This is a genomic window from Pseudoduganella sp. R-32, assembly GCF_049913245.1.
Lineage (GTDB): Bacteria > Pseudomonadota > Gammaproteobacteria > Burkholderiales > Burkholderiaceae_D > Rugamonas.
The window spans coordinates 3,786,768-3,808,591 of the sequence record NZ_CP183987.1 but is presented as its reverse complement, the minus strand read 5'-3'; the positions used below and the strand labels follow the sequence as shown (position 1 = coordinate 3,808,591).

General features: G+C 62.4%; 18 protein-coding genes. 12 read left to right on the top strand and 6 right to left on the bottom strand.

The window, feature by feature from the left end; all coding sequences use genetic code 11:
* The first annotated feature begins 131 nt into the window (after positions 1-131).
* Positions 132-1,226, top strand: a complete 1,095-nt coding sequence (gene rodA / locus ACN9MU_RS17390; protein ID WP_426335820.1) for a rod shape-determining protein RodA — start codon at positions 132-134, stop codon at positions 1,224-1,226.
* A 160-nt stretch (positions 1,227-1,386) separates the two neighbouring features.
* On the top strand, positions 1,387-2,451 hold the full coding sequence (locus tag ACN9MU_RS17385; RefSeq protein WP_426343164.1) for a M35 family metallo-endopeptidase: 1,065 nt from the start codon (positions 1,387-1,389) through the stop codon (positions 2,449-2,451).
* An 18-nt stretch (positions 2,452-2,469) separates the two neighbouring features.
* On the opposite strand, the gene ACN9MU_RS17380 is transcribed toward ACN9MU_RS17385, so the two are convergent.
* The 3 genes from ACN9MU_RS17380 to ACN9MU_RS17370 all read right to left on the bottom strand — a co-directional run bounded on the left by ACN9MU_RS17380 (position 2,470) and on the right by ACN9MU_RS17370 (position 7,450).
* Positions 2,470-2,922, bottom strand: a complete 453-nt coding sequence (locus ACN9MU_RS17380; RefSeq protein ID WP_426161588.1) for a hypothetical protein — start codon at positions 2,920-2,922, stop codon at positions 2,470-2,472.
* 30 nt (positions 2,923-2,952) lie between these two features.
* Complete coding sequence (locus tag ACN9MU_RS17375) at positions 2,953-5,205, bottom strand: PAS domain S-box protein (RefSeq protein WP_426335818.1); 2,253 nt, start codon at positions 5,203-5,205, stop codon at positions 2,953-2,955.
* A 109-nt stretch (positions 5,206-5,314) separates the two neighbouring features.
* On the bottom strand, positions 5,315-7,450 hold the full coding sequence (locus tag ACN9MU_RS17370) for a hypothetical protein (RefSeq protein WP_426161586.1): 2,136 nt from the start codon (positions 7,448-7,450) through the stop codon (positions 5,315-5,317).
* Between the two features lie 191 nt (positions 7,451-7,641).
* On the opposite strand from ACN9MU_RS17370, the gene ACN9MU_RS17365 reads away from it, so the two are divergent.
* From ACN9MU_RS17365 to ACN9MU_RS17340, 6 genes are all read left to right on the top strand, one after another.
* Positions 7,642-8,007 (top strand): hypothetical protein, encoded by a 366-nt coding sequence (locus tag ACN9MU_RS17365; protein WP_426318023.1) that lies wholly within the window; start codon positions 7,642-7,644, stop codon positions 8,005-8,007.
* 68 nt (positions 8,008-8,075) lie between these two features.
* Complete coding sequence (locus ACN9MU_RS17360) at positions 8,076-9,356, top strand: alpha/beta hydrolase (protein WP_426161584.1); 1,281 nt, start codon at positions 8,076-8,078, stop codon at positions 9,354-9,356.
* A gap of 14 nt (positions 9,357-9,370) precedes the next feature.
* Positions 9,371-9,766, top strand: coding sequence for an Hpt domain-containing protein (locus tag ACN9MU_RS17355; protein ID WP_426161583.1), 396 nt, complete (start codon positions 9,371-9,373; stop codon positions 9,764-9,766).
* A gap of 232 nt (positions 9,767-9,998) precedes the next feature.
* A complete protein-coding gene (locus tag ACN9MU_RS17350; protein ID WP_426161582.1) occupies positions 9,999-10,379 on the top strand; it encodes a hypothetical protein in 381 nt (126 codons plus the stop codon).
* 93 nt (positions 10,380-10,472) lie between these two features.
* Positions 10,473-13,217 carry an XrtA/PEP-CTERM system TPR-repeat protein PrsT gene (gene prsT / locus ACN9MU_RS17345; protein ID WP_426161581.1) on the top strand — a complete coding sequence of 915 codons (2,745 nt, stop codon included), beginning with the start codon at positions 10,473-10,475 and terminating at the stop codon, positions 13,215-13,217.
* A gap of 97 nt (positions 13,218-13,314) precedes the next feature.
* Positions 13,315-14,202, top strand: coding sequence for a hypothetical protein (locus tag ACN9MU_RS17340; RefSeq protein WP_426161580.1), 888 nt, complete (start codon positions 13,315-13,317; stop codon positions 14,200-14,202).
* Here ACN9MU_RS17340 and ACN9MU_RS17335 read toward each other — a convergent pair.
* Both ACN9MU_RS17335 and ACN9MU_RS17330 read right to left on the bottom strand, forming a co-directional pair.
* On the bottom strand, positions 14,187-15,797 hold the full coding sequence (locus ACN9MU_RS17335) for an FAD-binding oxidoreductase (RefSeq protein ID WP_426318020.1): 1,611 nt from the start codon (positions 15,795-15,797) through the stop codon (positions 14,187-14,189). The two genes, ACN9MU_RS17340 and ACN9MU_RS17335, sit on opposite strands and share 16 nt — an antisense overlap.
* A 1-nt stretch (position 15,798) precedes the next feature.
* On the bottom strand, positions 15,799-16,512 hold the full coding sequence (locus tag ACN9MU_RS17330; RefSeq protein WP_426318019.1) for an N-acyl amino acid synthase FeeM domain-containing protein: 714 nt from the start codon (positions 16,510-16,512) through the stop codon (positions 15,799-15,801).
* A gap of 172 nt (positions 16,513-16,684) precedes the next feature.
* On the opposite strand from ACN9MU_RS17330, the gene ACN9MU_RS17325 reads away from it, so the two are divergent.
* The 4 genes from ACN9MU_RS17325 to ACN9MU_RS17310 all read left to right on the top strand — a co-directional run bounded on the left by ACN9MU_RS17325 (position 16,685) and on the right by ACN9MU_RS17310 (position 20,768).
* Positions 16,685-17,623, top strand: coding sequence for an EDSAP-1 family PEP-CTERM protein (locus ACN9MU_RS17325; protein WP_426161577.1), 939 nt, complete (start codon positions 16,685-16,687; stop codon positions 17,621-17,623).
* A gap of 102 nt (positions 17,624-17,725) precedes the next feature.
* Entirely contained in the window at positions 17,726-19,249 is a 1,524-nt protein-coding gene (locus ACN9MU_RS17320; RefSeq protein ID WP_426343163.1) for an XrtA system polysaccharide chain length determinant, read from the top strand.
* 11 nt (positions 19,250-19,260) lie between these two features.
* A complete protein-coding gene (locus ACN9MU_RS17315; protein ID WP_426161575.1) occupies positions 19,261-20,025 on the top strand; it encodes an XrtA-associated tyrosine autokinase in 765 nt (254 codons plus the stop codon).
* Positions 20,022-20,768, top strand: coding sequence for a class I SAM-dependent methyltransferase (locus ACN9MU_RS17310; RefSeq protein WP_426161574.1), 747 nt, complete (start codon positions 20,022-20,024; stop codon positions 20,766-20,768). Before ACN9MU_RS17315 ends, ACN9MU_RS17310 begins: the two co-directional genes overlap by 4 nt.
* 3 nt (positions 20,769-20,771) lie before the next feature.
* Here ACN9MU_RS17310 and ACN9MU_RS17305 read toward each other — a convergent pair whose 3' ends face one another.
* On the bottom strand, positions 20,772-21,818 hold the full coding sequence (locus tag ACN9MU_RS17305; RefSeq protein WP_426343162.1) for a glycosyltransferase family 4 protein: 1,047 nt from the start codon (positions 21,816-21,818) through the stop codon (positions 20,772-20,774).
* Between the last annotated feature and the right edge of the window lie 6 nt (positions 21,819-21,824).

Sequence of the window (21,824 nt, the reverse complement as noted above, 5' to 3'; positions counted from 1 at the left end):
CCTGGCCTTATAATTTCGGCCATGAATAATGAGCAAAAACAATTCCGCCGCCGGCTTGCCGTGATTGGCGCGATCGCATTTTCCGGCTTTGCCGTCCTGGCTGGCCGCGTAATCTGGCTGCAGGCCTTCCAATGACCGGTCATTCTTCTTTGTGGCGCCGCCTGCGGCCGGTGCTGGCTGTTGACGCGCCGTTGGCTGCCATCCTTGGCTTGCTGCTGGCGGCTGGCCTGTTGACACTGTATTCCGCCTCGGCCGACTTCCCGGGGCGCTTCGAACTGCAGTTGCGTAACGTGGCGATGGCGCTGGGCCTGATGTGGGCGGTCGCGAACATCCCGCCGCCCATGCTGATGCGCCATGCAGTCACGCTGTATTCGCTTGGCGTCGCCTTGCTGTTAGCGGTGTTCCTGTTCGGCGTTACGAAAAAAGGCTCGACGCGATGGCTCAATCTCGGTCACGATTTCCAGCCGTCCGAGATGATGAAGATCGCGATGCCAATGATGCTGGCCTGGTACTTCCACCGCTTCGATGGCGCCAAGGGCTGGCAAATATTCGTCGCGGCCGCGGTGCTGCTGGCCATTCCGGTGGGACTGATCGCCAAGCAGCCCGATTTCGGCACGGCGATGCTGGTGCTGGCGGCGGGTTTCTATGTGATCGTGCTGGCCGGGCTATCGTGGAAGGCGCTTGCCGCCCTGGCTGTCTGCGGCCTGGCTGCGGTGCCAGTGGTGTGGCAACTGCTGCACGACTTCCAGCGTCAAAGGGTGCTGACTTTCCTCAACCCGGACTCGGATCCGGCTGGCAAGGGTTTCCAGATCACCCAGGCGAAAATCGCGATCGGTTCCGGCGGGATGGCTGGCCGCGGCTGGATGGATGGCACCCAGGGCCACCTCGGCTTCATTCCGGAACGCTCCACCGACTTCATCTTCTCGGTCTTCGCCGAAGAATTCGGGCTGTTCGGCGGGATTGCGCTGCTGGTGATGTACGCCTTGCTGATCTGGCGCGGCCTGCAGATTTCCTCCAGCGCGGTGACGCCATTTTCGCGTTTGCTGGGCGGCGCCATCACCATGATCTTCTTCACCTATGCCTTCATCAATATCGGCATGGTGAGCGGCGTGGTACCGGTGGTTGGCGTGCCGCTGCCTTTTTTCAGCTATGGCGGCACTGCCCTGGTGACACTGGGAATCGGCTGCGGCATCCTGATGGCCATCCGTCGTCAAAGCCAGGTCTGAGCCTGTTACAAATGTCCGGGATTGGACATATTTCCCGGCTCCTGTTCAGGGCATAACGGAACCGTTGTTGAAATAGCGACAGCGCACCGATTTCGATTGAATTGCCGCAGTCTCCCCGTCAAGATTGGCTCACCCCAACCACAACCGGACGGAGAGACGAATGAACTTGAAACACCTTGGCGCTTTCGCACTCGCAGCTTCCTTCAGCCTGGGCGCCTATGCGGCCGACGGCCTCACAGCCAGCATCAGCATGGACAAGCGCGCGCTGGGCCCGCGCGACGACGTGGTCGTGCAGGTCACGCTGACCAATACTTCATCGGTGCCGCAATACGTCCTGAAATGGCATACCCCGTTCGGCGACATTGAAGAATCCCTGTTCGACGTGACCCGTGACGGCGCCAGGGTGCCGTACGAAGGCATGCACGTCAAGCGCCCGGCGCCCACGGCAGCCGATTACTACGTCATCCAGCCGGGCAAATCGCACAAGGTCACGGTGGAACTGTCGCAGATGTATAACATGAGCATCTCGGGCGACTACACCATCCGTTACAGCACCAAGTCGCCCAAGCTGTTCAGCAACGTCGACCCGGCCGGCAAGGCAGTTGACAAGAAGCAGCCGGACACCCTGCAATCGGCCGAGCTCAGCGTGTCGATCGAAGGCACCCTGCCGCGCGGCAGCATCGCCAAGGCGCCGGAACAGCCCCTGCCAAGCGCAGCCGGCTTGTCCTTCAGCAAGTGCACCACTTCGCAGCAGGCCGACATTACAACTGCCGTGTCGACCGCGCAAGGCATGGCCAACGACGGCGACGCCTACCTGGGCGCCAACAAGACAGGCACCCGCTACACGAAATGGTTCGGCAGCTACAATTCCGGCCGCTACTCCACCGTGAAATCGCACTTCGCCGCGCTGAAGGATGCCTTCGCCACCAAGCCGATCACCGTCGACTGCGGCTGCAAGAAGACGTACTACGCCTATGTGTATCCAACCCAGCCTTACAAGATTTATGTCTGCAAGGCATTCTGGAGCGCGCCAATGTCCGGCACCGACTCCAAGGGCGGTACCCTGGTGCATGAGATGAGCCACTTCAATGTGGTGGCTGGTACCGATGACTGGGTCTACGGCCAGTCCGGCGCCGCCAGCCTGGCGATCAGCGATCCAAACAAGGCCATCGACAACGCCGACTCGCACGAATATTTCGGCGAGAACACCCCGGCCCTGCAATAAGTCCTGCCCTGCCGCCGCTCACCTGCCGGTATGCTCGAAGCGTACCGGTCCAACGGTGAGCGGTATTTCCTTTCCGTCCATGAGGTAGTGCCCGGCGTAGCTGATGGTGTACGCATGACGTCCTTGCCTGAAGCCGTACGCGGGGGCCAGGTCGATGGCGTTGCTGAGGTGCGCCCCGGGTTTCATGGCCCGGTAGTCGGCTTCCGTCAACGGGCCGCGCTTGACCATGATGCCCTGGTAGTCGAGCAGTTGCCCGGTCTCGGCGTCGCGCACCTCGAACAGCTTGCCGAACATCTCTTCTTCGGTTGCCAGCGCGTGCAGGACCTTCAGCTGCCGCGCCGATTGGTTGGCCAGGTCGATGTGCAAGACGGGGTGGCCGCCTGCCTCTTTGACGGTGAATGTGACTTCCAGCATTTTCGCTTCCCCTGACAGCGCGGCGGCTGCTAGCAAGGCTGCAATATTGATTTTCACTCCAGACCTCGTTACACGTGAAACTTCTTTTTAGCGCGACTGTTCCAATGCTTCCCCAACCACCTCCAGGAAGTCATTGATGTTCAAGGGCTTGGTCAGGTACCGGAAAAAGCCGGCCTCCAGAGCAGCCTGTACATCAAGCGGCATCGCATTGGCGGAGAGCGCAATGATCGGGATCTCGCGCGTTGCGGCATCCTGGCGCAAACGGCGCTGTGCCTCGCGGCCGCTGATGCCGGGCAGGTTCATGTCCATCAAGATCGCATCCGGCAGGTATTCGCGCGCCATGGCCACACCGGAATTGCCGTCGGTGGCCGACAACAACTCAACGTCGAGATGCAGCTTGACGATCTCTTCCACAAGCTTCAGGTTGGCAGGGTTATCTTCGACATAGAGCAGCCGGGGCTTGCTGTGGTGGCCGCGCACCGCTGCCGGCGCCGGCATGCCTTCCTGGTCCTCGCCGCGGGGCAACTGCTGGGGCGCCGTGGCTTCCATCTCGACCGTGAAGGTGCTGCCCTGGCCCACCGAGCTCGTCACGCCAATGGTCGCGTTCATCAACTCGGCCAGCCGTTTGCTCAGCACCAGGCCGATGCCGCTGCCTTCTTCGGAGCCGCCTTCCTGGCCCAGCCGGTTAAAGGGCTGGAACAGGCCCGCCATCTGTTCGCCGCTGAGCCCTGGCCCGTCGTCGCGCACTGCCAGCCAGGCCCGCCCGGGATCGGCCGCCCCGCAGGCTACCCAGACATGGCCGCCCTTGCTGTTGTACTTGATTGCATTGCTCAACAGGTTCAGCACAATCTGGCGCAGCCGGATGCGGTCGGCCTTGACATGCATGCCGCGTGGTTCGGACAGGTAAACCGCGACCTGCCGCGCATCGGCCATGGCCTCGACCATCTTGCTCGCTTCATGCAGCAGGTCGTCCAGCGCCACCGGTTCGAGAGAAAGCGTGACGGCGCCGACCTCGATCTTCGCCAGGTCCAGCGTTTCATTGATCAGGTGCAGCAGGTGCTGCCCGGCCTGTACGATATTGCCGGCGAAGGCGTAACGCTGTTGTTGCGACAGCGGGAGCTTTTCGTTATGCAGCAACTGGCCGAAGCCGAGAATGGCATTCAGCGGCGTGCGCAGCTCATGCGACATGCTGGCCAGGAAGCGATCCTTGGCTTTGCTGGCTTGCTCCAGTTCGAGCTTTTGTTCGATCAGCTTGCGCTCGATCTGGCGGCGTCCGCTGATGTCGCGGATGGCGCTCGATACCAGCAGTTCGTCCTCGGTCTTCAAGGGACTGAGGCTGATCTCCACCGGGAATTCCGAACCGTCGCGGCGCATTGCATACAGTTCGGTGCCCGCCCCCATGGCGCGCGGCTGGGCTTTGGCGAAGAAGCTGCTGCGCGCCGCCGGATGCCGTCCAGCAAAGCGGGCCGGGATCAGGATTTCAATCGGCTTGCCCAGCAGCTCTTGGCGCTGGTAGCCAAACAGCTGCTCGGTCTGGGAGTTCACCAGCACGATCTCGCCGCGCGCGTTGACGATGACCATCGGATCCGGCGCCGATTCCAGCAGGCCGCGGAACTTCTGCTCGGCTTTCTTGCGGTCGCCGATATCGCGGATCGCGCTCATGACGATCGCGCCCTCTTCCATCTGGATCATGCTGAGGCTGATCTCGACCGGGAATTCCAGCCCGTCCTTGCGCAAGCCATACAGTTCCAGCCCCGCCCCCATGGTGCGCGTGCGCGGCTGCACGAAATACTGGGCGCGATGCGAGACATGGCCGCCGCGGAAGCGATTGGGCAGCAATACTTCAACCGGTTTCCCCAGCAATTCGCGCGGTTCGAAGCCGAACAGCCGCTCGGCCTGGCTGTTGACCAGCACGATGCGGCCGGTGGAATTGGCCATCACGATGGCATCGGGCATCGACTCGAGCAGGCCGCGGTAGCGCGATTCGACCTGGCGCGCATCGCGCAATGCCTTGGCGTCGGTGATGTCGTTCTGGCTGTGAATGATGTACTCGATTTCGCCCTGGGCCGAGTAGACCGGCTTGCAGGCGGCTCCGATATACACTGCCTGGCCATCCTTGCGGCGCCGCAGGTATTCGAAATCGGCCCCGAACTCGCGCCGCACCGGATGGCCCGGCATGCCGATCAGTTCCTCCAGCCTGTGGCCGTGCGCTTCTTCGCCGCTATAACCATAGATTTCCGTTGCGCCCCGGGTCCAGAAGATCACGGTGTCGTGGCCGTCCGTGGCAATGATTCCGCCGGGAGCTTCTTCGAGGATGAACTTGCCCAGGTCAGTTTGCATGATTGGTCTTTTCGCGGACTCGGCGATGCCAATTGTAAGCGAATTCGGGCGAAAAAAAACCGCCTGCCCTTGCGGCCAGGCGGTCGATAGCGCGGGGGTGCGCTGTGTATTACCAGGAGGCTTTCAAGGTGTAGGTGCCGCTGGTCGAACCAGTGCCACCCGAGTAGTAGTACACCTTGGCATACCACGTTACAGCAGTCGAGCCCGTATTGGCGCGCGTTACAACATCCGCCTGGCCCGTGCCTTTCACGCTCGATGCCAGCTCGGTACCAGCGCTGTTGTACAGCTTCAGGTCGTAGTCCGACGAGGCGTTCGGCGTCATGGTGGCGGTCAGCGTCTTGCCTGCTGGAACCGTAATGGCGAAGTAGTCCACATCGCTGCTGGTGCCGATATTGGCGCTGGCGGTGGTGCAGGACTGGCTGATGCCATTCGCAGTGGCGATGGTGTTATTGCTCTCCGTTTCCGACATGTTCACCGGTGTGCAGGAGGCGCCGCTCAGGATGTTCTGCGCCTCGAACTTGGCCTGGAAGGTGTTGGCGTAGCTCAGGTCCGACGGGAACAGGGTCTTGGCAGCGTTCACGATGGCCGTTGCCATCGCTGGCATCTTGATGTTCGAACCGAGGCCGAAGTGGGCTTCGAGGATGATCTTGTCGATGTTCGCGCGCGGCTTGCCGGCGGCGATCAGCGACACCATCGACGAGTACAGCGGCGCCGACCACAGTTCGTCGGACTGGAAGGTCACCCCGTTCTCGGTCACCGAGCTGTGTGCGCTATAGGTCTTGCTGCTGTTGTACTTAGCGTCGGTGCGGTTCAGCATGCGGCCGGCCCAGCAGGAGCCGTGGCCATCCCAGCTGAAGGCCCACTCAGGGTGGTAGACCTGGCCGTTCGGCGTGCTGTAGGAATACGACGCAGCCCAGTAGTCGCCGAAGCCTTCGCCCATGGCGCCAGTGTCGCCGCCCGACCAGCTCGAGTTGATGCTGGCCTGGATGCCGTGGCCGTACTCGTGCAGGATGACGTCGGCATCTTCACTGTCGTTGACGCAGCCATGGCCAAAGGCCAGGTAGCCGGTTGCACCGCTGCCGCTGAAGTGCGAGTTGTCGTCGCCGTTGACGCCGTCGGTATCGATGTCCATCGAACGGTTGAGGATGGACTTGGTGCCGGTGAAGCCCAGCGACTGCATGTAGCGCTGGCTCTGGTCGATGTGGAAGTAGACGTTGGTGTCATCGAAAGCATTGTTGCCGCGCTTGGCAGTCCAGACACCGTTGGTAGTGGTGCTTGGTGCCGTGTTTGGCGACTCGATGTTCTTGATGTTGACGTACGGTCCGGTCAGCGAATATACCCCGCCGGTCACAGTCAGGTCGCGCAAGGTTTTGGTCGAATACGCTGCGTCGAAGGCAGACGCGGCCGAGGTATCGGTCAGCGCATCGGTGTTCAGGGTGGTGCGTGGGTCAGGATCGAAAGCGTAGCCGCTGCCGTTGATGCCGGACGCCGCCATCACCGTGGCGGTGCTGCCGGCCTTGAGCGTGTTCACGCTGGTGCTGGCCTTGGCTGCCTCGGTAGCGGCATGGCGGTCCAGCATCTGGCCCGGCGCTGCGGCGCGCGCGGCCAGGCTGCGCTCACCGCCTTTGTTGGTGCGTGGCAACGAGGTGGAGTAGGAATCGATCAGGCTGCCGTCATGTGCATTCAGGTACTGGACGAAACCGCCGGTAGGCATCTCCGCTTCAATGTCGACCTTGCGCGCCAGTTGCACGCCATCCTTGGTAGGCACCCACACCAGGGTGGACGATGGCACGTTCACCAGGTTGTGCTGTACCTTCATGTTTTTCCAGCCTTTGTCCAACGCTTCGTCGTCGCTGATCTGGGCTTTGTTGTACAGTTGATTGACGGCGTCGGCCTCAACCTTGGCAGAAATGTGGCGGGTTTCGTTGAAGATCTTTTGCAGGTCGCCGTTCTTGCCGATCGACACGACGATCTGGGCGCGGTCGACTGGCAGGCCGCGCAGCATTTGCTGGTAGTAGTAATGCTTGCCGGTCAGCGATTCCTTGACTGAAACCAGCACCAGGTTGTTCAGGTTCGCCGGCAGGCCGAAGCGTGCCGCGTGAACCCTCAGCACGCCCTCTGCGGAGGCAGCCTTGGTATTGGTGAAGACGGTCAGGTTGTCGATGGTTTTTTCACCGGCTTGGGCCAGGCCGGCGCATGCCAGCATGACCATGGAAGCGATCGTGGTACGGGTTGTGTAGCGCATGTTGTAATTCTCTCCTGAAGCAGTTATAGATCTAGTTTTTGGATGGAACAACGAGCCCCGCCGGGCTTGGCACTCAACAGCGTGAGGGCCGAGTATAACTACGAAAAGTTCGCCGATTTAGTTGAAATTTTGCTCAAGAACGCAAAAGAATTCAGTCAAGACCGCGCGCGCAACGTTAGAAGGAGTCATCAGTGAAATTGAACATTCTGTTAATTTTTACAGGCCTTTGCCTGATGGACACGGCAGCGGCGATCCCCGATATGGAGCCCGACGTTACGGCCCAGGTAGCCGAGGTGCTGGAAGCCGTTGCCGACGGCAAGGCCGCTGCGGAACGCTTCACCGAACGGGGGAGCAGCTATCTCGCCGCGCCCGGCCTGCCTGGCCTGATGAAAGGGTGTAGCCGGCCCCTCGTGCTGGAGCTGCTTTCGCGAAACGTAAACGGGGAGGACCGGCTTTACGTGTACCGTGCGAAATGCCAGCCGCAAGCCCTGCGCATCGCCATCGACTTCAACAAGGCGGCCCGCATCAACCGGCTTGAACTGGCTCCTGAGCACTAGTTTCACGCGGCACTGGACTTGGCGTTGCGTGTGTGGTCAGATATGCATGAATCAGCCAGGAGAAGAGCATGGACGTCATTACGACAGCAGTGACGGCAGGTGCCGGCGAGGGCGGCATCAGTGCTGCCTATCAGATGCTGAAGTCCCGCCTGGCGGCCCAGTCTCCTTCGGTCGCCGATGCCATTGCCGACGTTGAGGAAGACCCCGGTTCGCGATCGCGCCAGTTTGCACTGAGCGATGCGCTGGCCGCGGCCGGCCTGGCTGGTGACCGCTACCTGCGTGCCGCAGCGCGCAACCTCATCGATGAAGTCGAGCGCCGGCGCAGCGGCCGAACCTCGCCTAAAGCCAGCCTGGACGGAGCGCCCGACCATGCGGTGATGAAAGTGTTCTTTTCCACCGATCGCGAGCTGAGCGGTGACCGGCACCCTGCCCGCTTGTTCGGCAGCACGCGTGGCCAGTTGCGTTATGGAAGCTGCGAAGTCAGCATTCCTCGCGACCATCGCATGGGCGAGATGGAATCGCCTTCGCTATTACGGCTGGAGTTTCGCCAGGACCCTGAGCAGCATGTGGTGTTGCTTTCTGCCGACTTGAGTGAGCGCGACAGCTACTTCGAAGATTTGCGCAGGTCGATCGCCGCCAGTGGCACGCGCAGCGCCCTGCTTTTCATTCACGGTTACCGTACCACGTTCGAGGATGCCGCCCGTCGCACTGGCCAGCTGGCATACGACCTGGGCTTCCAAGGGGCGCCGATTTTTTACAGCTGGCCCTCGCAAGGCAAGCTTTCAGGATATATATTGGATGAAGCCAATGTGGAGTGGACCCAGGCCGACCTTGCTGCCTTTCTGGCCGACGTGCTGCAGCAATCCGATGCCGAGCATGTCTACCTGCTCGCGCACAGCATGGGCAGCCGGGCCCTGGCCCAGGCGACAGCCAGCGTCGTCGCCGCGCGACCGGAACTTGCGAGCCGTATCAGGGAAGTAATTTTGGCGGCACCGGATATCGATGCTGATGTTTTCCGTCAGCAAGTTTTGCCAGCGCTGGCTGCCGTCCCGAACCCATTGACTCTGTATGCGTCGTCGGAAGACAGCGCCTTGCGGGTTTCCAAATCCGTCCATGGCTATGCCCGTGCCGGTGAAAGCGGCCCCGGCCTGGTGGTGGCGCAAGGTGTCGAAACAATTGACGCCAGCAAGGTGGCGACAAGTTTCATCGGTCACACGTATTTTGCCGAGCAGCGCTCGGCTTTGAGCGATATGTATTACCTGATGAAGCAACATACCAGGGCTGCCGAGCGCTTTGGCCTGCAGGCAGTCGAAAGTGCGATGGGACGCCATTGGACGTTCCGCGTATAACGGAGACTTTGTTTATGAGTTACGCAAGTGCGCCGGATGAAGCAGTCTTTTGTGTCGACAAACTACTGCAATACATGGGGCAGGACGAAAAAGCCCTGGATACCGTGGTCAAGATCGTCCGCGATGGCATTGGTCCAGGCGTCGAACCGCTGAATCTGGCTGGCGACGCAATTCGGGACAACAAATTCATGGAAGCGCGCCGCATCCTGCACAATTTGCGCGGATCGATTGGCAACCTGGGGGCGAAACGCTTTGTTGCTGCCTCGCTCGCACTGGAACTGGCCCTGCAAGAAGGCCGTATTGTTGAAATACCACTGCTTTTCACTGCCCTGGAAGGTGAATTGAAGCTGGTGCACGACCATGCCGGCGCCTGGCTCGACCAGCACGCCGGACGCGCGGCCGCCCGCTAGCAATTCGTTACATCTGTTACCCCAGCCATTTTTGTGCGGCGCAATACCCGCATGTTATGATTCGAAATACTTATAGGTTTGGCAGTATTGCGAGCCGTGCGCCAGTATCGCCTCGCATTTCATAAAATCGTGAAAGTTGCCCGCAACTTGACGTACGGCAATTAATTGATATAATGCCATCCATTCTGGGATAATAAGAAATATGGAAATGTTTAACAAGGCGGGAGTGATTGTGACATCCACCCTTGTGATGGTCGGCATGTTGATTGCTTGCCAAGCCAAGGAAGACGTCGAGCCGCCAGCACCTGTCGTCGAAGCCGTAGCAAAGAAACTGGCCGTGCATGGCGGGGCAGCGGCAGAACGCCGCCTGCGCGAATGGGCCGAGCAAGGCTCCCCTGTTGCAGCTCGCGAGCTGGGCCTCCTGTACAGCCAGGATGTTGCAAAGCACAAAGAAGCGATGCGCCTGCTGGAGAAGGCCGCCCTCGCCGGCGACTCCGTTTCCGTCGACTACCTGTCCACCCGTTTCCGTTCGAGCGCCACTGTCGCAAATGCCGACGGTTCGCGCAGCTGGCCGCTGTATGTACAGCTGTCCAACCAGCACCGTACCAAGTAAGCCCCCGACGGATCGCGTGCTTTCTTGAGCGCGATCAACAAGCAGATCTGAGAGCTCCCTACGCTGGTAACTCCACCAGCCTGGGAGTTTTCCATGTCACGCGTGATTACCATTGCCGCAGGATTGACTCTGACCGCCCTGCTCGCTTGCCAGAGAATGAAGCCGGTCGCCGATGTACTTGCCGATGCGCGCAAGGCGCACGACAGCGGCGAAGACCGGGCTGCCGTCATCCATCTGAAGAACCTGCTGCAGCAGGAGCCCGGCCATGGCGCGGCAAGACGCATGCTGGGGGAGTTGCACCTGGCAATGGGCGATGCCGTTTCGGCCGAAAAGGAACTGCGACGCGCCCTGGCCCTTGGCCAGCCCCGGCAGGAACTGTTGCCGCTGCTGGTCCGTGCCATGCTGGCCCAGGCGTCCTGGCAGGGCGTCCTCGACGAATTGCAGGCTGATCCGCTGACCCCGGCCGTCCTGGCCTGGCGCGGCCACGCCTTGCTTGGACTAGGCAAGGCGGAAGATGCCGGCCAGCTTTACACCCAGGCACTCCATAAAGACGACAAGCTGGTCGAGGCCCACCTGGGCCAGGCCCGGCTTGCCTTGCTGCGCAACGACACCGATGCGGCAGGCGAGTCGGTGCAGCACGCCCTTGCGGCCGACCCGCACAATAGCGAAACCTTGCGCTTCCAGGGGGACCTGCTGCGCATGCGAGGCGACCTGGACGGCGCCCTCGCGGCATACCGCGCCATCCTTGAACGCGATAAAAGCAATGTACAAGCATTTGCTGATATTGCATCGGTCCATCTTGTGCAGGGAAACCCGGCGCTGGCCCGGGAAGGGCTCGAAGCGGCAAGGAAGATCCAGCCGGCCAGCCTGGTGATCCTCTACGCCCAGGGCTTGCTTGACCTGGCCGAGGGCAAGCACAAGGCCGCCCTGGAGCGCGCGCAGATGGTCTTGCGTGCGGCGCCGGACCATTTGCCGAGCATGCTGTTGGCTGCCACTGTTGAACTGGAAAACGGCGCATTTTCCCAGGCGCGGTCTCATATCTTGCGCTATCGCCAGTCACAGCCCAGGGAAATGTTCGCGCTGCGGCTGCTGGCCCAATGTGATCTGCAAGAAGGCAAGCCCCGGGACGCGCTGGCGCTACTTGAGCCGGCAATCGCCGAGCATCCGCAAGAGATCGACTTGCTGGCGCTTGGTGGCGAGGCCGCCATGCGTGCCGGACAACACGAGCTGGCCGCACGCTGGTTTGGCCGTGCCAGCAGCCTGGCGCCGGAGTCGAGCAGCCTCTTGGCCGCCAGTGGCCTGAGCCTGCTCAGCCAAGGCCAGGACGCACGGGCCGTCGACGCCCTTGAACAGGCAACACGCAAGGAAGGAGCGTCGGCTTCGCGCGCCGCTTCCCTGTTGGTCATGAGCTACCTGCGCAACCGCAACTTCAGCAAAGCCATGCAGCAAGTCCGGCAAATGGAAGCGCTGGGCGACAATCCGTCGGTGCAAAACCTCAAGGGCGGCGTGCTGCTTGCCAGCGGCGACCTGGTTGGCGCGCGCAAGGCCTTTTCGCGTTCACTGGAACTCGACCCTGCCCATATGCCTGCGCTGGACAACCTGGCGGAGCTCGATTTGCTGGAAAAGAAGGTACCGCTGGCGCGACAGCGCTACACCGCCGCGCTGGAGCGCCAGCGCAATAGCCTGCCCTTGATGATGGCGCTCGCCAAACTCGAGTCAAGGCAAGGCAACGCCGCAGCAGCGATCAGCTGGCTGGAGCGGGCCATTGCGTCCTCCCCCGATGCGGCTGCCCCCGTGCAGGCGCTGACAGCACTTTACTTGCGCAACGGCCAGGCAGCCAAGGCACTCCAGCAAGCCCAGCGCTTGCAAGCAGTTCGCCCAAACGAACCGGCCAGCCTTGATTTGCTGGCGCAGGCAGCGGCGGCCAACGGCCAGCACAAGCTGGCGCTCGAAAGCCTGCAGAAGCTGGCGCTTCTCCGCCCCGTCGAGCCCGAAGTGCAACTGCGTATTGCACGCAGCGCGCTCGCCCTCGGCCAGAAAGGACCCGCTTTGCTGGCTGCACGCAAGGCCGTCGCGCTCGACGCGAGCCGGGAAGATGCCCTGCTGCTGGTGAGCGCGCTGCTGCTCGATAACCGCGCATTCGACGAGGCCCGCAAACTGGCCCGCTCGGTGCAGCAACGTCAGCCTGATTCCGGCATGGGCTTCAAGCTCGAAGGCGATGCCTGGCTTGAAGAAGGCAAGGCAGCTGACGCCGTGGCCTCGTATGAGCGTGCTTTCCGACTGCAGAGCAGCGGGCCGCTATTGATCGCCCTGCACCGCGCCTTGCTGGCAGCCGGAAAGGCTGAGGCGGCGAGCCAAAGCATGCGCGACTGGCTTGGGCAACATCCCTCCGACCAGGCAACCAGGCTCTACTATGCGAGTCATTTGCTGCAGCAGGCCCAGTTTGGCGCCGCCCAGCGCGAGTACGAAATCATCCTGCAACGCGACCCGGACAATGTACTTGCCTTGAACGACCTGGCCTGGACGCTGCTTCATACCAAAGGCGGGGACGCGGTGCGGACCGCCGAACGGGCCTACCAGCTTGCCCCGCAAAATCCGGCAGTAGCCGATACCCTGGCCTGGAGCCTGGCCGAAAGCGGCAAGCCGGCGCGCGCCTTGCCTTTGCTGAAGAAAGCACTGGAAACTGCGCCGACAGCCAGCGATATCCGGCTGCATTACGCCCACGCGCTGTTCCGCAGTGGCGACAAGCGGGCCGCGCGCAGCCAATGCGAACAATTATTGGCAGTCCAGGGTTTTGCGCACAGGGCAGAGGTCGAGGGCTTGCTGGCGAAGATGTAAGGTGTCGGCCTAATTTACGCCTGAGCGCGCCGCCCCTTGGCGCCGGCGCTGGCGCGTTCCTTGCAACGTGGGGCTTATCCATCACTGGGAGCACACCATGTTCAAGAGCGTACTTTGCAAGGGCACAGCCTGGCTTTCGGCCATGGCGATCGCCGGAACCGCCGCCGCAACCCCGCTCGCCCCGTTTGTGCTGCACACGCCGGGCGCGGTCGAAATCAAGTTCAGCGGCTACCTGGCCCGCAGCGGCGACACCGGCGCTTCGCCCGGCATCCACGAAGCCAGCTTCGGTGCAGGCTATATGACCAGCATCCATGAACTCGGCAACCCCGCCAATCAGCTTTGGCGCAGCGGACAGGACAACCAGAGTATTTCCTTCTTGATGTATGGTGCCGGCGATGCCGCAGTGCTCCCGGTGGCTGGGTCGTCGGCACACCAGGTCTTCGGCACCGGTTGCACCCATCTTGCCTTCGGTTGCGACGGCAAGATCCACCTCGACTTCTACCTCGATAAACTGAGCGGCGGAACCAACCCAGGCTTTGGCATTGGCGGCATCAAGGCCTCGCAACGCCAGGGTTTCAGGCAACTTGGCGGCATTACCGATGGCGAGCTGTTGATGCGCTGGGAGTTCGTACCGGGACTATCGCCCACTACGCCAGGCGGAACGCCGGTCACCCTGGTGCAACAGCTAAGCGGCCTCACCTCGCCTTCGTCCGGCTTTGGCAGCTTCCTGGCGCGTTGCACGGGCGGTCCGGCATGCGGCTATTTCACCAGCGGTATGCAGCAAGGGGGAGCTGACTTCTATGGCACCAATACCATGACCAGCATCCTGGCCCTGACGGCCATTGGCCAGAATGGCTGGTCAGCCCGCCTGTCCGATCCGGTGATCGCCCAGGTGGCGCTGGGCCAACCCTCCACCCTTGCCTTGCTGCCGATTGGCGCTGCCATGCTGTTCCTGCTACGCATGCGCCGTCAGCGCGGCTGGTAACGGCCCGGGGCGATGATGTGCTGCGGATCAAGCGCCGACTTGATGCGGGCCACGGTGTCCCAATACGTATCGTGGCCGCTGTCCAGGGCCCCCACCGATTGCGGACCCACGCGATAGGGAATGTATCCAGCGCCCATCAGCCGTGCAAACGAGGCATCGTAGCATTGCCGGGCGCGCGCCGCCTCCGCCGCATCTTCCTGGTCAAAGCAGATGGTCAGCACGCCGCCCAGTGCACGCTCGTTGATCATGCTGAAGGTTTCAAACAGATCGAAGCCATGGCTAGCAAACAGCGGCTCGACCAGCGAGTGCACGTGCAACAAGTCGGTGCCGCGCATCGGCAGCACGGGTGCCAGCCACATCATTCCGCAACCGTCGCGCGCCGGATTGGCGCCCAGTGGGAATCCCTGAGGCAGGCCACCTCGGCGACGCCAGTAGGCGCCTGCCAGGAAGCGGCCATCCGGAATGCCGCGGTTCATGTTCAAGAGGGAGCGGCCAAGGTCGACCTGCGCCGACAACCGCGATCCGAGCCTGCCTTTTCCCATCAGGCGGGCCGCGATGCTTCCGAGTGCCAGCGTGCGGTCATCGATAAAGCGCAAGGTGGCCAGCCTGCCAATGGCCGCCTGCAGGGCACGGCGCGCATCGGCCACCTGGGCCGGCCGGCCGTAAAGCGCAGCTGACACAGTCCAGGCGCCGATCCCGGCCTGCCGGCACAGGCCGGCGCGCAATGGAAGCGGCAGCGGCGGCCCTTGCGGCGCCAGCGACGCTGGGAACACCATTCCTCCCGACAGCACGCGCAAATCGTTCCCGATATGGACCACGCTGGGCAATGTGCCGTCCAGGCGCAGTGGGCGCAGCGCATCCACAACTGCGGCGATGCCCTCGAAGCCGGGGACGCTCGCAACCAGGTGGCTTACCACTTCCGTTTGCGGCATCAGCCAGAAGCCGAGGCTGGTAATAATGCCGAAGTTCGATTGCGTGAACAAACCGTCCAGCCATGGCCCGACACCATACGGGTAAAGGTGGGCGGCACTGGCGTGGGCAAAATGGGCGAAACCAGTCTCGAGCGTGTCGCCGCTGGCCAGCACGATGCGCATGCCGGCTACATGCAGCATGCGGTTGCCATAGGGCGTATGGCCGAAGCCGCGCTCCAGGATGTTGCCGACGAGGCTGGTATCCGGCCCGGCGCCGGTACAATCCATCCACAGGGGAAGTTGCAGCTCCGCCAGTTGACCGGCGAGCTGGGCCTGCGTGACGCCGGGCTCGATCACGGCATAGGCAAGGTCCGGATCGATCTCAAGAATGCGGTTCATCCCGCCCAGGTCCACGATGACCTGGCCTTCGCTGCTTGGGTTGGCGTCGCCGTATCCCCAGTTGCGGCCGGTACTCAGCGGATACAGCGGGACGCCAAATTCGCCGGCACTGCGCACCACGGCCACCACCTCACCGTGCGATAGCGGACGCAACACTGCAAGGGGCGCGACGGGCTGGCCCGAGGTGCTGGCAGTGTACGGCGCAAGTTCGCTGGGCGAGGCAAGCACCCGGGCTGGACCAAGCAGCAGGCGCCAGGCCTGCAGTGCGGGTTGGAGGTTCGCCATCTCAGTCCCTCCCCTCGCGCAAGCGGACCGTAATACCGGCCTCATCTTGCGGCGAGAAAAAGAAGGGGTAGAAGGAACGTTCGTTAGGCACCGATTCCATGCGCCCGCCATAGAGCCGTATCTGCTCCGCCATGTGCGCCAGGTCCAGCCGCAGCAGCACCGCCGGCGCGCCGACCCGGCTGCAGTGCCGCTCCGGCGCCGCATCGCGGAAACCCAGCATGCGCTTGTAGAACCTGACATGGCGCGGGTTGACTTCGATCACATAATCCGTGCAACCGTGCAGGTTGTGCGCGTACACATAGGAGATGTGGATCAGCGCTGCAAACACGCGCATATTGACATTGCGGTCGATGGCCAGCCGCGCCGGTTCGCACAGGCGTCGTCCCTGCTCCCGCAGTGCGGACAGGATGTCGCCAAAGTTTTCATCGGCCGGCAGGCCAATGTCGGGGTCGTCAAGGCACAGCGACATGGTGCCAACCGTATCACCCCGGCTATCGGCCGCCAGGGTGATACGGTTGGGTTGGTGGGGGGCGTTGGGATCCACTTCATAGCCGCGCCAGCCATACATCTTTTGCAGCAGCACACTGGCCGCTTCGCGTTTGCCGGCCGAATTGGCCAGCCGGATATGGAAAAGCTGCTGGTCGATCGCGTGCAACGGCTGCTCGCCGCCAGCGTTCTCGTCAATCAACAGGGAAACAATGGTGTCGTCGTCCACGGTGCGTCCTCCTATCGGTATAGGGCTTGGATGCTCGGGCTGGCCCAAGGTTCCGCACGCGTCGGATTTCTTTTCACGGGCCGCGGCCAACGGGGCGCCACGGCATGGCACGGATGCTGCTCATACGACCATGCCGGCAAACCTGCCGCAATCCAATCGGGAGATCCACGCTATGACTACCTTGCGCAAGTCTTTACTGGCAACTGCCGCCTTGCTGGCGGCCAGCCTTGCCAGCGTACCGGTCCAGGCCTCCACCTTTGCCTCGGCCATCCTCGACATCAACAACTTCAGGCTGCTCCACTCCAACGGCACCGCCTACAGCACGACCGACTTCACGATCTTGCAGGGTACCAACGATGCCCATGCAACTGCTTCGCTGAACGGCGTCTTCGCGAACGGAACCTCGTCGATCCCGATCCTGCTCGGTGTCCCGAACGTGCCGCATCAATGCATGGGCGCCCCCTGCGGGGGCCTGGGCGAAAACAACTTCACCCCGCTGCCCAGCCCGCCGCCAGTGCCAGGCACTTTCGGCTATGCCGACCAGGACCTGACCGGCGCCTCCATTACCATCGGCGCAGCGCCGGCCGGGGCACACGCCCGCACGCGGGCCGATGCCTCGACCGCCCTGAACGCCATCGCATCGGGCAATTCCGACGTCGGTACCTCGACCACCTTCCAGTTCACGCTGGGAGCAGCCGACACCATGACTGTGTCGTTCGACGCAACCGCCTTCACCCAGGCTTATGTGTCGCCCGGATCGGGACCGGACGCCAATGCCAATGCACGGCTGTCGTGGTCCATCAACATCATCGACCTGACCACCCAGGGCCGGATCTTCGACTTCGCGCCAGACGACCTGAACGCATTCAGTGTACGCAGCCGCACGGATGGCAGCCCTGGCATCCTTACGTACACCTTTGCGACCCTGCCCGGGGTGCCGCTCACCAAGGTGTCGCCTTTGCTGACAGCCGGCACCAGTTACCAGATCACGATCCAGCACAACACTCTGGCCAACGCCCTGCAACAGGAGTTGCCGGAGCCGGATTCGCTGGCCGTGCTCGCTGCAGGCATGCTGGCGATGTCGGTTGCGCTGCGCCGCCGCAAATCCTGAGCACTTCTTGACAGGCCTCAACGTTCGGGCGGGTTCGCCAGCCAGGCTGGAATCCCGCCCATATAATCCAGAGGACCGAGGCGTATCACCAGGGAGCGCAGCATGGAGCATCTCTTCAGCCAATTGCTGTCCGGCCTGAAAGGCATCTGGAAGCACCGCTGGGCGGGATTCAGCATCGCCTGGGTGATTGTGCTGATAGGCTGGGCCAAGGTCTACTCCCTGCCCAACGAGTACCAGAGCACGGCCCGCGTGTTCGTCGATACCCAAAGCATCCTGAAGCCGCTGATGGTGGGCATGACCAGCATGCCCAACGTCGAGCAGCAAGTCGCCATCATGAGCCGGACTTTGCTAAGCCGGCCGAATATCGATCGGGTATTGCGCATGGTGGACCTGGACGTGCGCTCGGTGTCCGCACGCGACCACGATGCGATGGTCGACGATATGCTGAAGCGGATTCACATCAACGGCACCGGCACCTACGATATCTACACCATCGGCTACACCCACTCCGACCCGCGCCAGGTGCGCGACGTGGTGCAGGCCTTGCTGTCGATCTTCGTGGAAGGCAGTTTCAAGGGAAAGAAAGGCGATTCCGAGAAGGCGGTCCAGTTCATCGACGAACAGATCAAGAATTACGAAGACCGCCTGCTCACGGCGGAGAACGCCGTCAAGGAATTCCGTCTCAAACACAACTACCTGCTGCCGCGCGAAGGCCAGGATTATGGCGGCAAGCTGCTGACCGCGAACGACGCATTGGCCAGCGCCCAGCTGGAGCTGGCCGAGGCCGAACAGGCGCGCAAGGCCATTGAAGCCCAATTCGGCGGCGACGAGCCGCTGCTTGCGGGCGTCGGCACGCCGGGCGAGGTATCCGAGCTCGACTCGCGCATCAGCGCCTTGAACAAGAGCCTCGATGCCCTGCGCATGCAATACACCGACCTGCATCCCGATGTCGTGGCAGCCCTGCGCCTGATCGCCCAGCTTGAAGAGAAACGGCGCGAAGAGCGCCAGAAGCAGGCTGACCCCGGCGACACAGCGCGCCAGTACAACCCCTTGTTCCAGCAAATGAAGGTGGCTTTGGCGGAATCGGAAGCGCGGGTGGCCGCATTACGGGCGCGTGTCGAGGCCATGCAACAGCGCCAGGCGCAGCTCCAGGAGCAGCGCAATGCCGTGCCCGAACTCGAGTCCCAGCTCGGCCAACTGACACGCGACTACCAGGTGAACAAGGAAAATTACGAGAAGCTCGTTGCGCGCCGCGAGGCAGCCAAGCTGTCGGGGGAATTGACAACCACCACAGAAATGATGAGTTTCAAGATCATCGATCCGCCAACCATGCCCCAGCGCCCCATCGGCCCCAACCGCGCCCTGTATTACAGCGCAGTGCTGGTCGCCGGCCTCATCGGTGGCGCAGCGGCAGCGCTCGGGCTGTCCGAACTGCGCCCCACGTTCCTGAGCCCGGCCGATTTGCGCGCTGCGACCGGCTTGCGGGTGCTCGGTACCATTGGCATGAACTGGACCGATGAAGAGAAGCGCCGGCATGCGCGCGACCGCCTGGGTTTCAGCGCCGGCAGCGCCTGCCTGTTGCTCGGCTATAGCGGCGTGATGGTGTTCACCCTGTTCTACCAATAGATGGAGGCCCCATGCAATTACCGCCCAACCTGCTGGAACTTGCACCGCCGACCGAACTCGGTTACGCCGACATCAACCTGGTCCGGATGCGGCAGCGCGGAATGGTGACGCATGAGAGCGGCCGCACTTCCGTCGCCGAGGACTTTCGGATCGTCAAGCGCCACTTGCTCAATGACGCGCGCTCCGGCGGCGCCAACGCCATCCCGCACGGCAACCTGATCGTCGTCACCAGCGCCCTGCCGGGAGAAGGAAAGACCTATTGCGCGGTCAACCTGGCAATGAGCATTTCCATGGAAAAGGATGCACGCGCGCTGCTGGTGGACGCCGACGTGGCGCGCCCGTCGGTACTGAAAGTGCTGGGTTTGCAGGCTGAACGGGGCCTGATGAATGTGCTGCTCGATGGCAGCGTGGAATTGTCCGACGTGATCATGCGCACCAATGTTCCGTCGCTGACCTTGCTGCCTTCCGGTCCCGCCAGCCGCCACGCGACAGAACTCCTTGCCAGCCATAATATGAGCCGCCTGCTGGAAGAGCTCGCCAGTCGCTACCCGGATCGCATCATCGTTTTCGATTCGCCGCCCTTGCTGCTGACTACCGAGGCCAGTGTGCTCGTCTCCCAAATGGGACAGGTTGTCATGGTGGTGGAAGCCGAGACCACGACCCAGTCCGCCGTGCAGGCAGCCCTGCAGCGCATCGAGCATTGCCGGCACGTGAACCTGGTCTACAACAAGTCGCGCGCCTTCCCCGGCGCTCAATACTACGGGTACTACGAATGATAGATGCCGCTGCCATCGGGCTACTGCTCATGTGCGCCTACATCCTGCACAAGGTGCGGAATATGCACTTGCTGGTGCACGCGATGAAGGATGATTCGCGGCAGGAACATGCGTCGCTATTCAGGCAGCTCGAAGCCTTGCAGGGGCTCTACATCAGCCTGGGGCTGCAGCGTGCCTTGCCCCTGACGCGGGGTTGGGCCGCATCGCCGGATTTTCTCCAGGAACTGGCAGCCCATGCCCTCGATGAGAAGCCGCGATGCGTCGTCGAATGCAGCAGCGGGACTTCGACCCTCGTGTTGGCCCGATGCATGCAAATCAACGGCGCCGGCAAGGTGTACAGCCTCGAACACGATCCCGCCTATGCCCGGCGCACGCGGCGACAGTTGGAACTGCACGGCCTGGCGGACTGGGCAACGGTCATCGACGCGCCACTGCTGACGCAAACGTTCGGCGGCCGCCAGCAACCTTGGTACGACTGTAGCGGCTTGTCGACCGGGCAAGCGATCGAGATGGTCGTGATCGATGGCCCGCCGCAGGCGACAAGCGACGCCGCGCGCTATCCCGCCGGTCCCATCCTGTTCCCGCGCATGGCTCCGGGTGCCGCGATCTTCCTTGACGACGCAATGCGTCCCGGCGAGCGTACGGCCCTGCAACGCTGGGCAGCCGAATTCCCGGAGCTTGAAATCAGCTCGCTGCCTTGTGAAAAGGGCGCCGCCATGCTGCGCTACAAGCCTAAAGCTTGAAGGTCAGGCGGCCTTGGCCGGTACCAATTCCCGATAGCAGGCAGCGACTTGCGTGGCGACTCGCTGCCACGTAAACTGCTCCACCATCGACTGGACGCCGGTGCGCTCCGGCGGCCGGGAAGCCAGTGCGATGATTGCTTCGCGCTGCCCGGCTTGGTCATTCCAGGCGACCTTGCGCAGCATTGCATCTGAACCATCCAGTTGCAGTGCGCTGTCTTGCGTCATGACCACCGGCGTTCCGGCTGCCAAGGCTTCAAGCACCGACAAGGGAAAGATCTCGCCCTGGCTGGGCAGCGCCACCACCGAGGCGGCTGCATAGGCACTGGCAAGGAGTGGGTCTTCATGATCGAGCGCCCCAAGCCAACGCGCCCAGGGGGATTTCAGGACCTTCTGCAGGTAGTCATGCTCTTCGCGCGCGACGGGACCAATCATTACCAAAGGCAGCTCGCTGCCCTCCAGCGCCTGCGCCAGGCCAAGCTGATTCTTGTATGACGAAACGGTGCCCACCGTGAGCACGAAGGGACCGACTATCCCGGTACGGTGACGGAACAGCTCGCCTTTCGCCGTGAAGAACTGGCGGCTGATCCCATTGGGAAAGACGCGGATCTTGGAGCGCTCCGTCAGGAAGCCGCTGATGATTGCTTCCCGCTCCGCCTCGCCAAGCGCAATCACCAGGTCGGCTAGCTGCAGGGCGCGCTTTGTCTGGGCATAGCTTGTCTGGAGATTGTAGGAACAGATGCGCCCGGCCAGCCGGTCCGCCACCCGCGCGCGCAAACCCGCATTGTGGTTCCAGGTGGGAGACACCAGCGGTGACAGCACGACGGGAAGGCCCAGTTCGACCGCCGATTCCACCACGCGAAAGTTGCCGTTAAAGGCAGAGAAAACGTGGATCAGGTCAAAGTCGGCCAGCTTCTGGCGCGCAGGGTCGACCAGTTCGGCCGACATCGACGCATCAAGGTGATTCAGCGCCGCTATGGTCTCACGCACCTGCACCTGCAGGCCCCCTTCGCGCTGGAACAACATGGGATACGACAGGATTCCGATTCGCATAGCGCC

What these genes read in the sequence shown, in the direction of transcription:
- rodA (WP_426335820.1), top strand. Translation starts at nt 132, where the DNA reads ATGACCGGTCATTCTTCTTTGTGGCGCCGCCTGCGGCCGGTGCTGGCT.
- ACN9MU_RS17385 (WP_426343164.1), top strand. Translation starts at nt 1,387, where the DNA reads ATGAACTTGAAACACCTTGGCGCTTTCGCACTCGCAGCTTCCTTCAGC.
- ACN9MU_RS17375 (WP_426335818.1), bottom strand. Translation starts at nt 5,205, where the DNA reads ATGCAAACTGACCTGGGCAAGTTCATCCTCGAAGAAGCTCCCGGCGGA.
- ACN9MU_RS17370 (WP_426161586.1), bottom strand. Translation starts at nt 7,450, where the DNA reads ATGCGCTACACAACCCGTACCACGATCGCTTCCATGGTCATGCTGGCA.
- ACN9MU_RS17360 (WP_426161584.1), top strand. Translation starts at nt 8,076, where the DNA reads ATGGACGTCATTACGACAGCAGTGACGGCAGGTGCCGGCGAGGGCGGC.
- ACN9MU_RS17355 (WP_426161583.1), top strand. Translation starts at nt 9,371, where the DNA reads ATGAGTTACGCAAGTGCGCCGGATGAAGCAGTCTTTTGTGTCGACAAA.
- prsT (WP_426161581.1), top strand. Translation starts at nt 10,473, where the DNA reads ATGTCACGCGTGATTACCATTGCCGCAGGATTGACTCTGACCGCCCTG.
- ACN9MU_RS17340 (WP_426161580.1), top strand. Translation starts at nt 13,315, where the DNA reads ATGTTCAAGAGCGTACTTTGCAAGGGCACAGCCTGGCTTTCGGCCATG.
- ACN9MU_RS17335 (WP_426318020.1), bottom strand. Translation starts at nt 15,797, where the DNA reads ATGGCGAACCTCCAACCCGCACTGCAGGCCTGGCGCCTGCTGCTTGGT.
- ACN9MU_RS17325 (WP_426161577.1), top strand. Translation starts at nt 16,685, where the DNA reads ATGACTACCTTGCGCAAGTCTTTACTGGCAACTGCCGCCTTGCTGGCG.
- ACN9MU_RS17320 (WP_426343163.1), top strand. Translation starts at nt 17,726, where the DNA reads ATGGAGCATCTCTTCAGCCAATTGCTGTCCGGCCTGAAAGGCATCTGG.
- ACN9MU_RS17315 (WP_426161575.1), top strand. Translation starts at nt 19,261, where the DNA reads ATGCAATTACCGCCCAACCTGCTGGAACTTGCACCGCCGACCGAACTC.
- ACN9MU_RS17310 (WP_426161574.1), top strand. Translation starts at nt 20,022, where the DNA reads ATGATAGATGCCGCTGCCATCGGGCTACTGCTCATGTGCGCCTACATC.
- ACN9MU_RS17305 (WP_426343162.1), bottom strand. Translation starts at nt 21,818, where the DNA reads ATGCGAATCGGAATCCTGTCGTATCCCATGTTGTTCCAGCGCGAAGGG.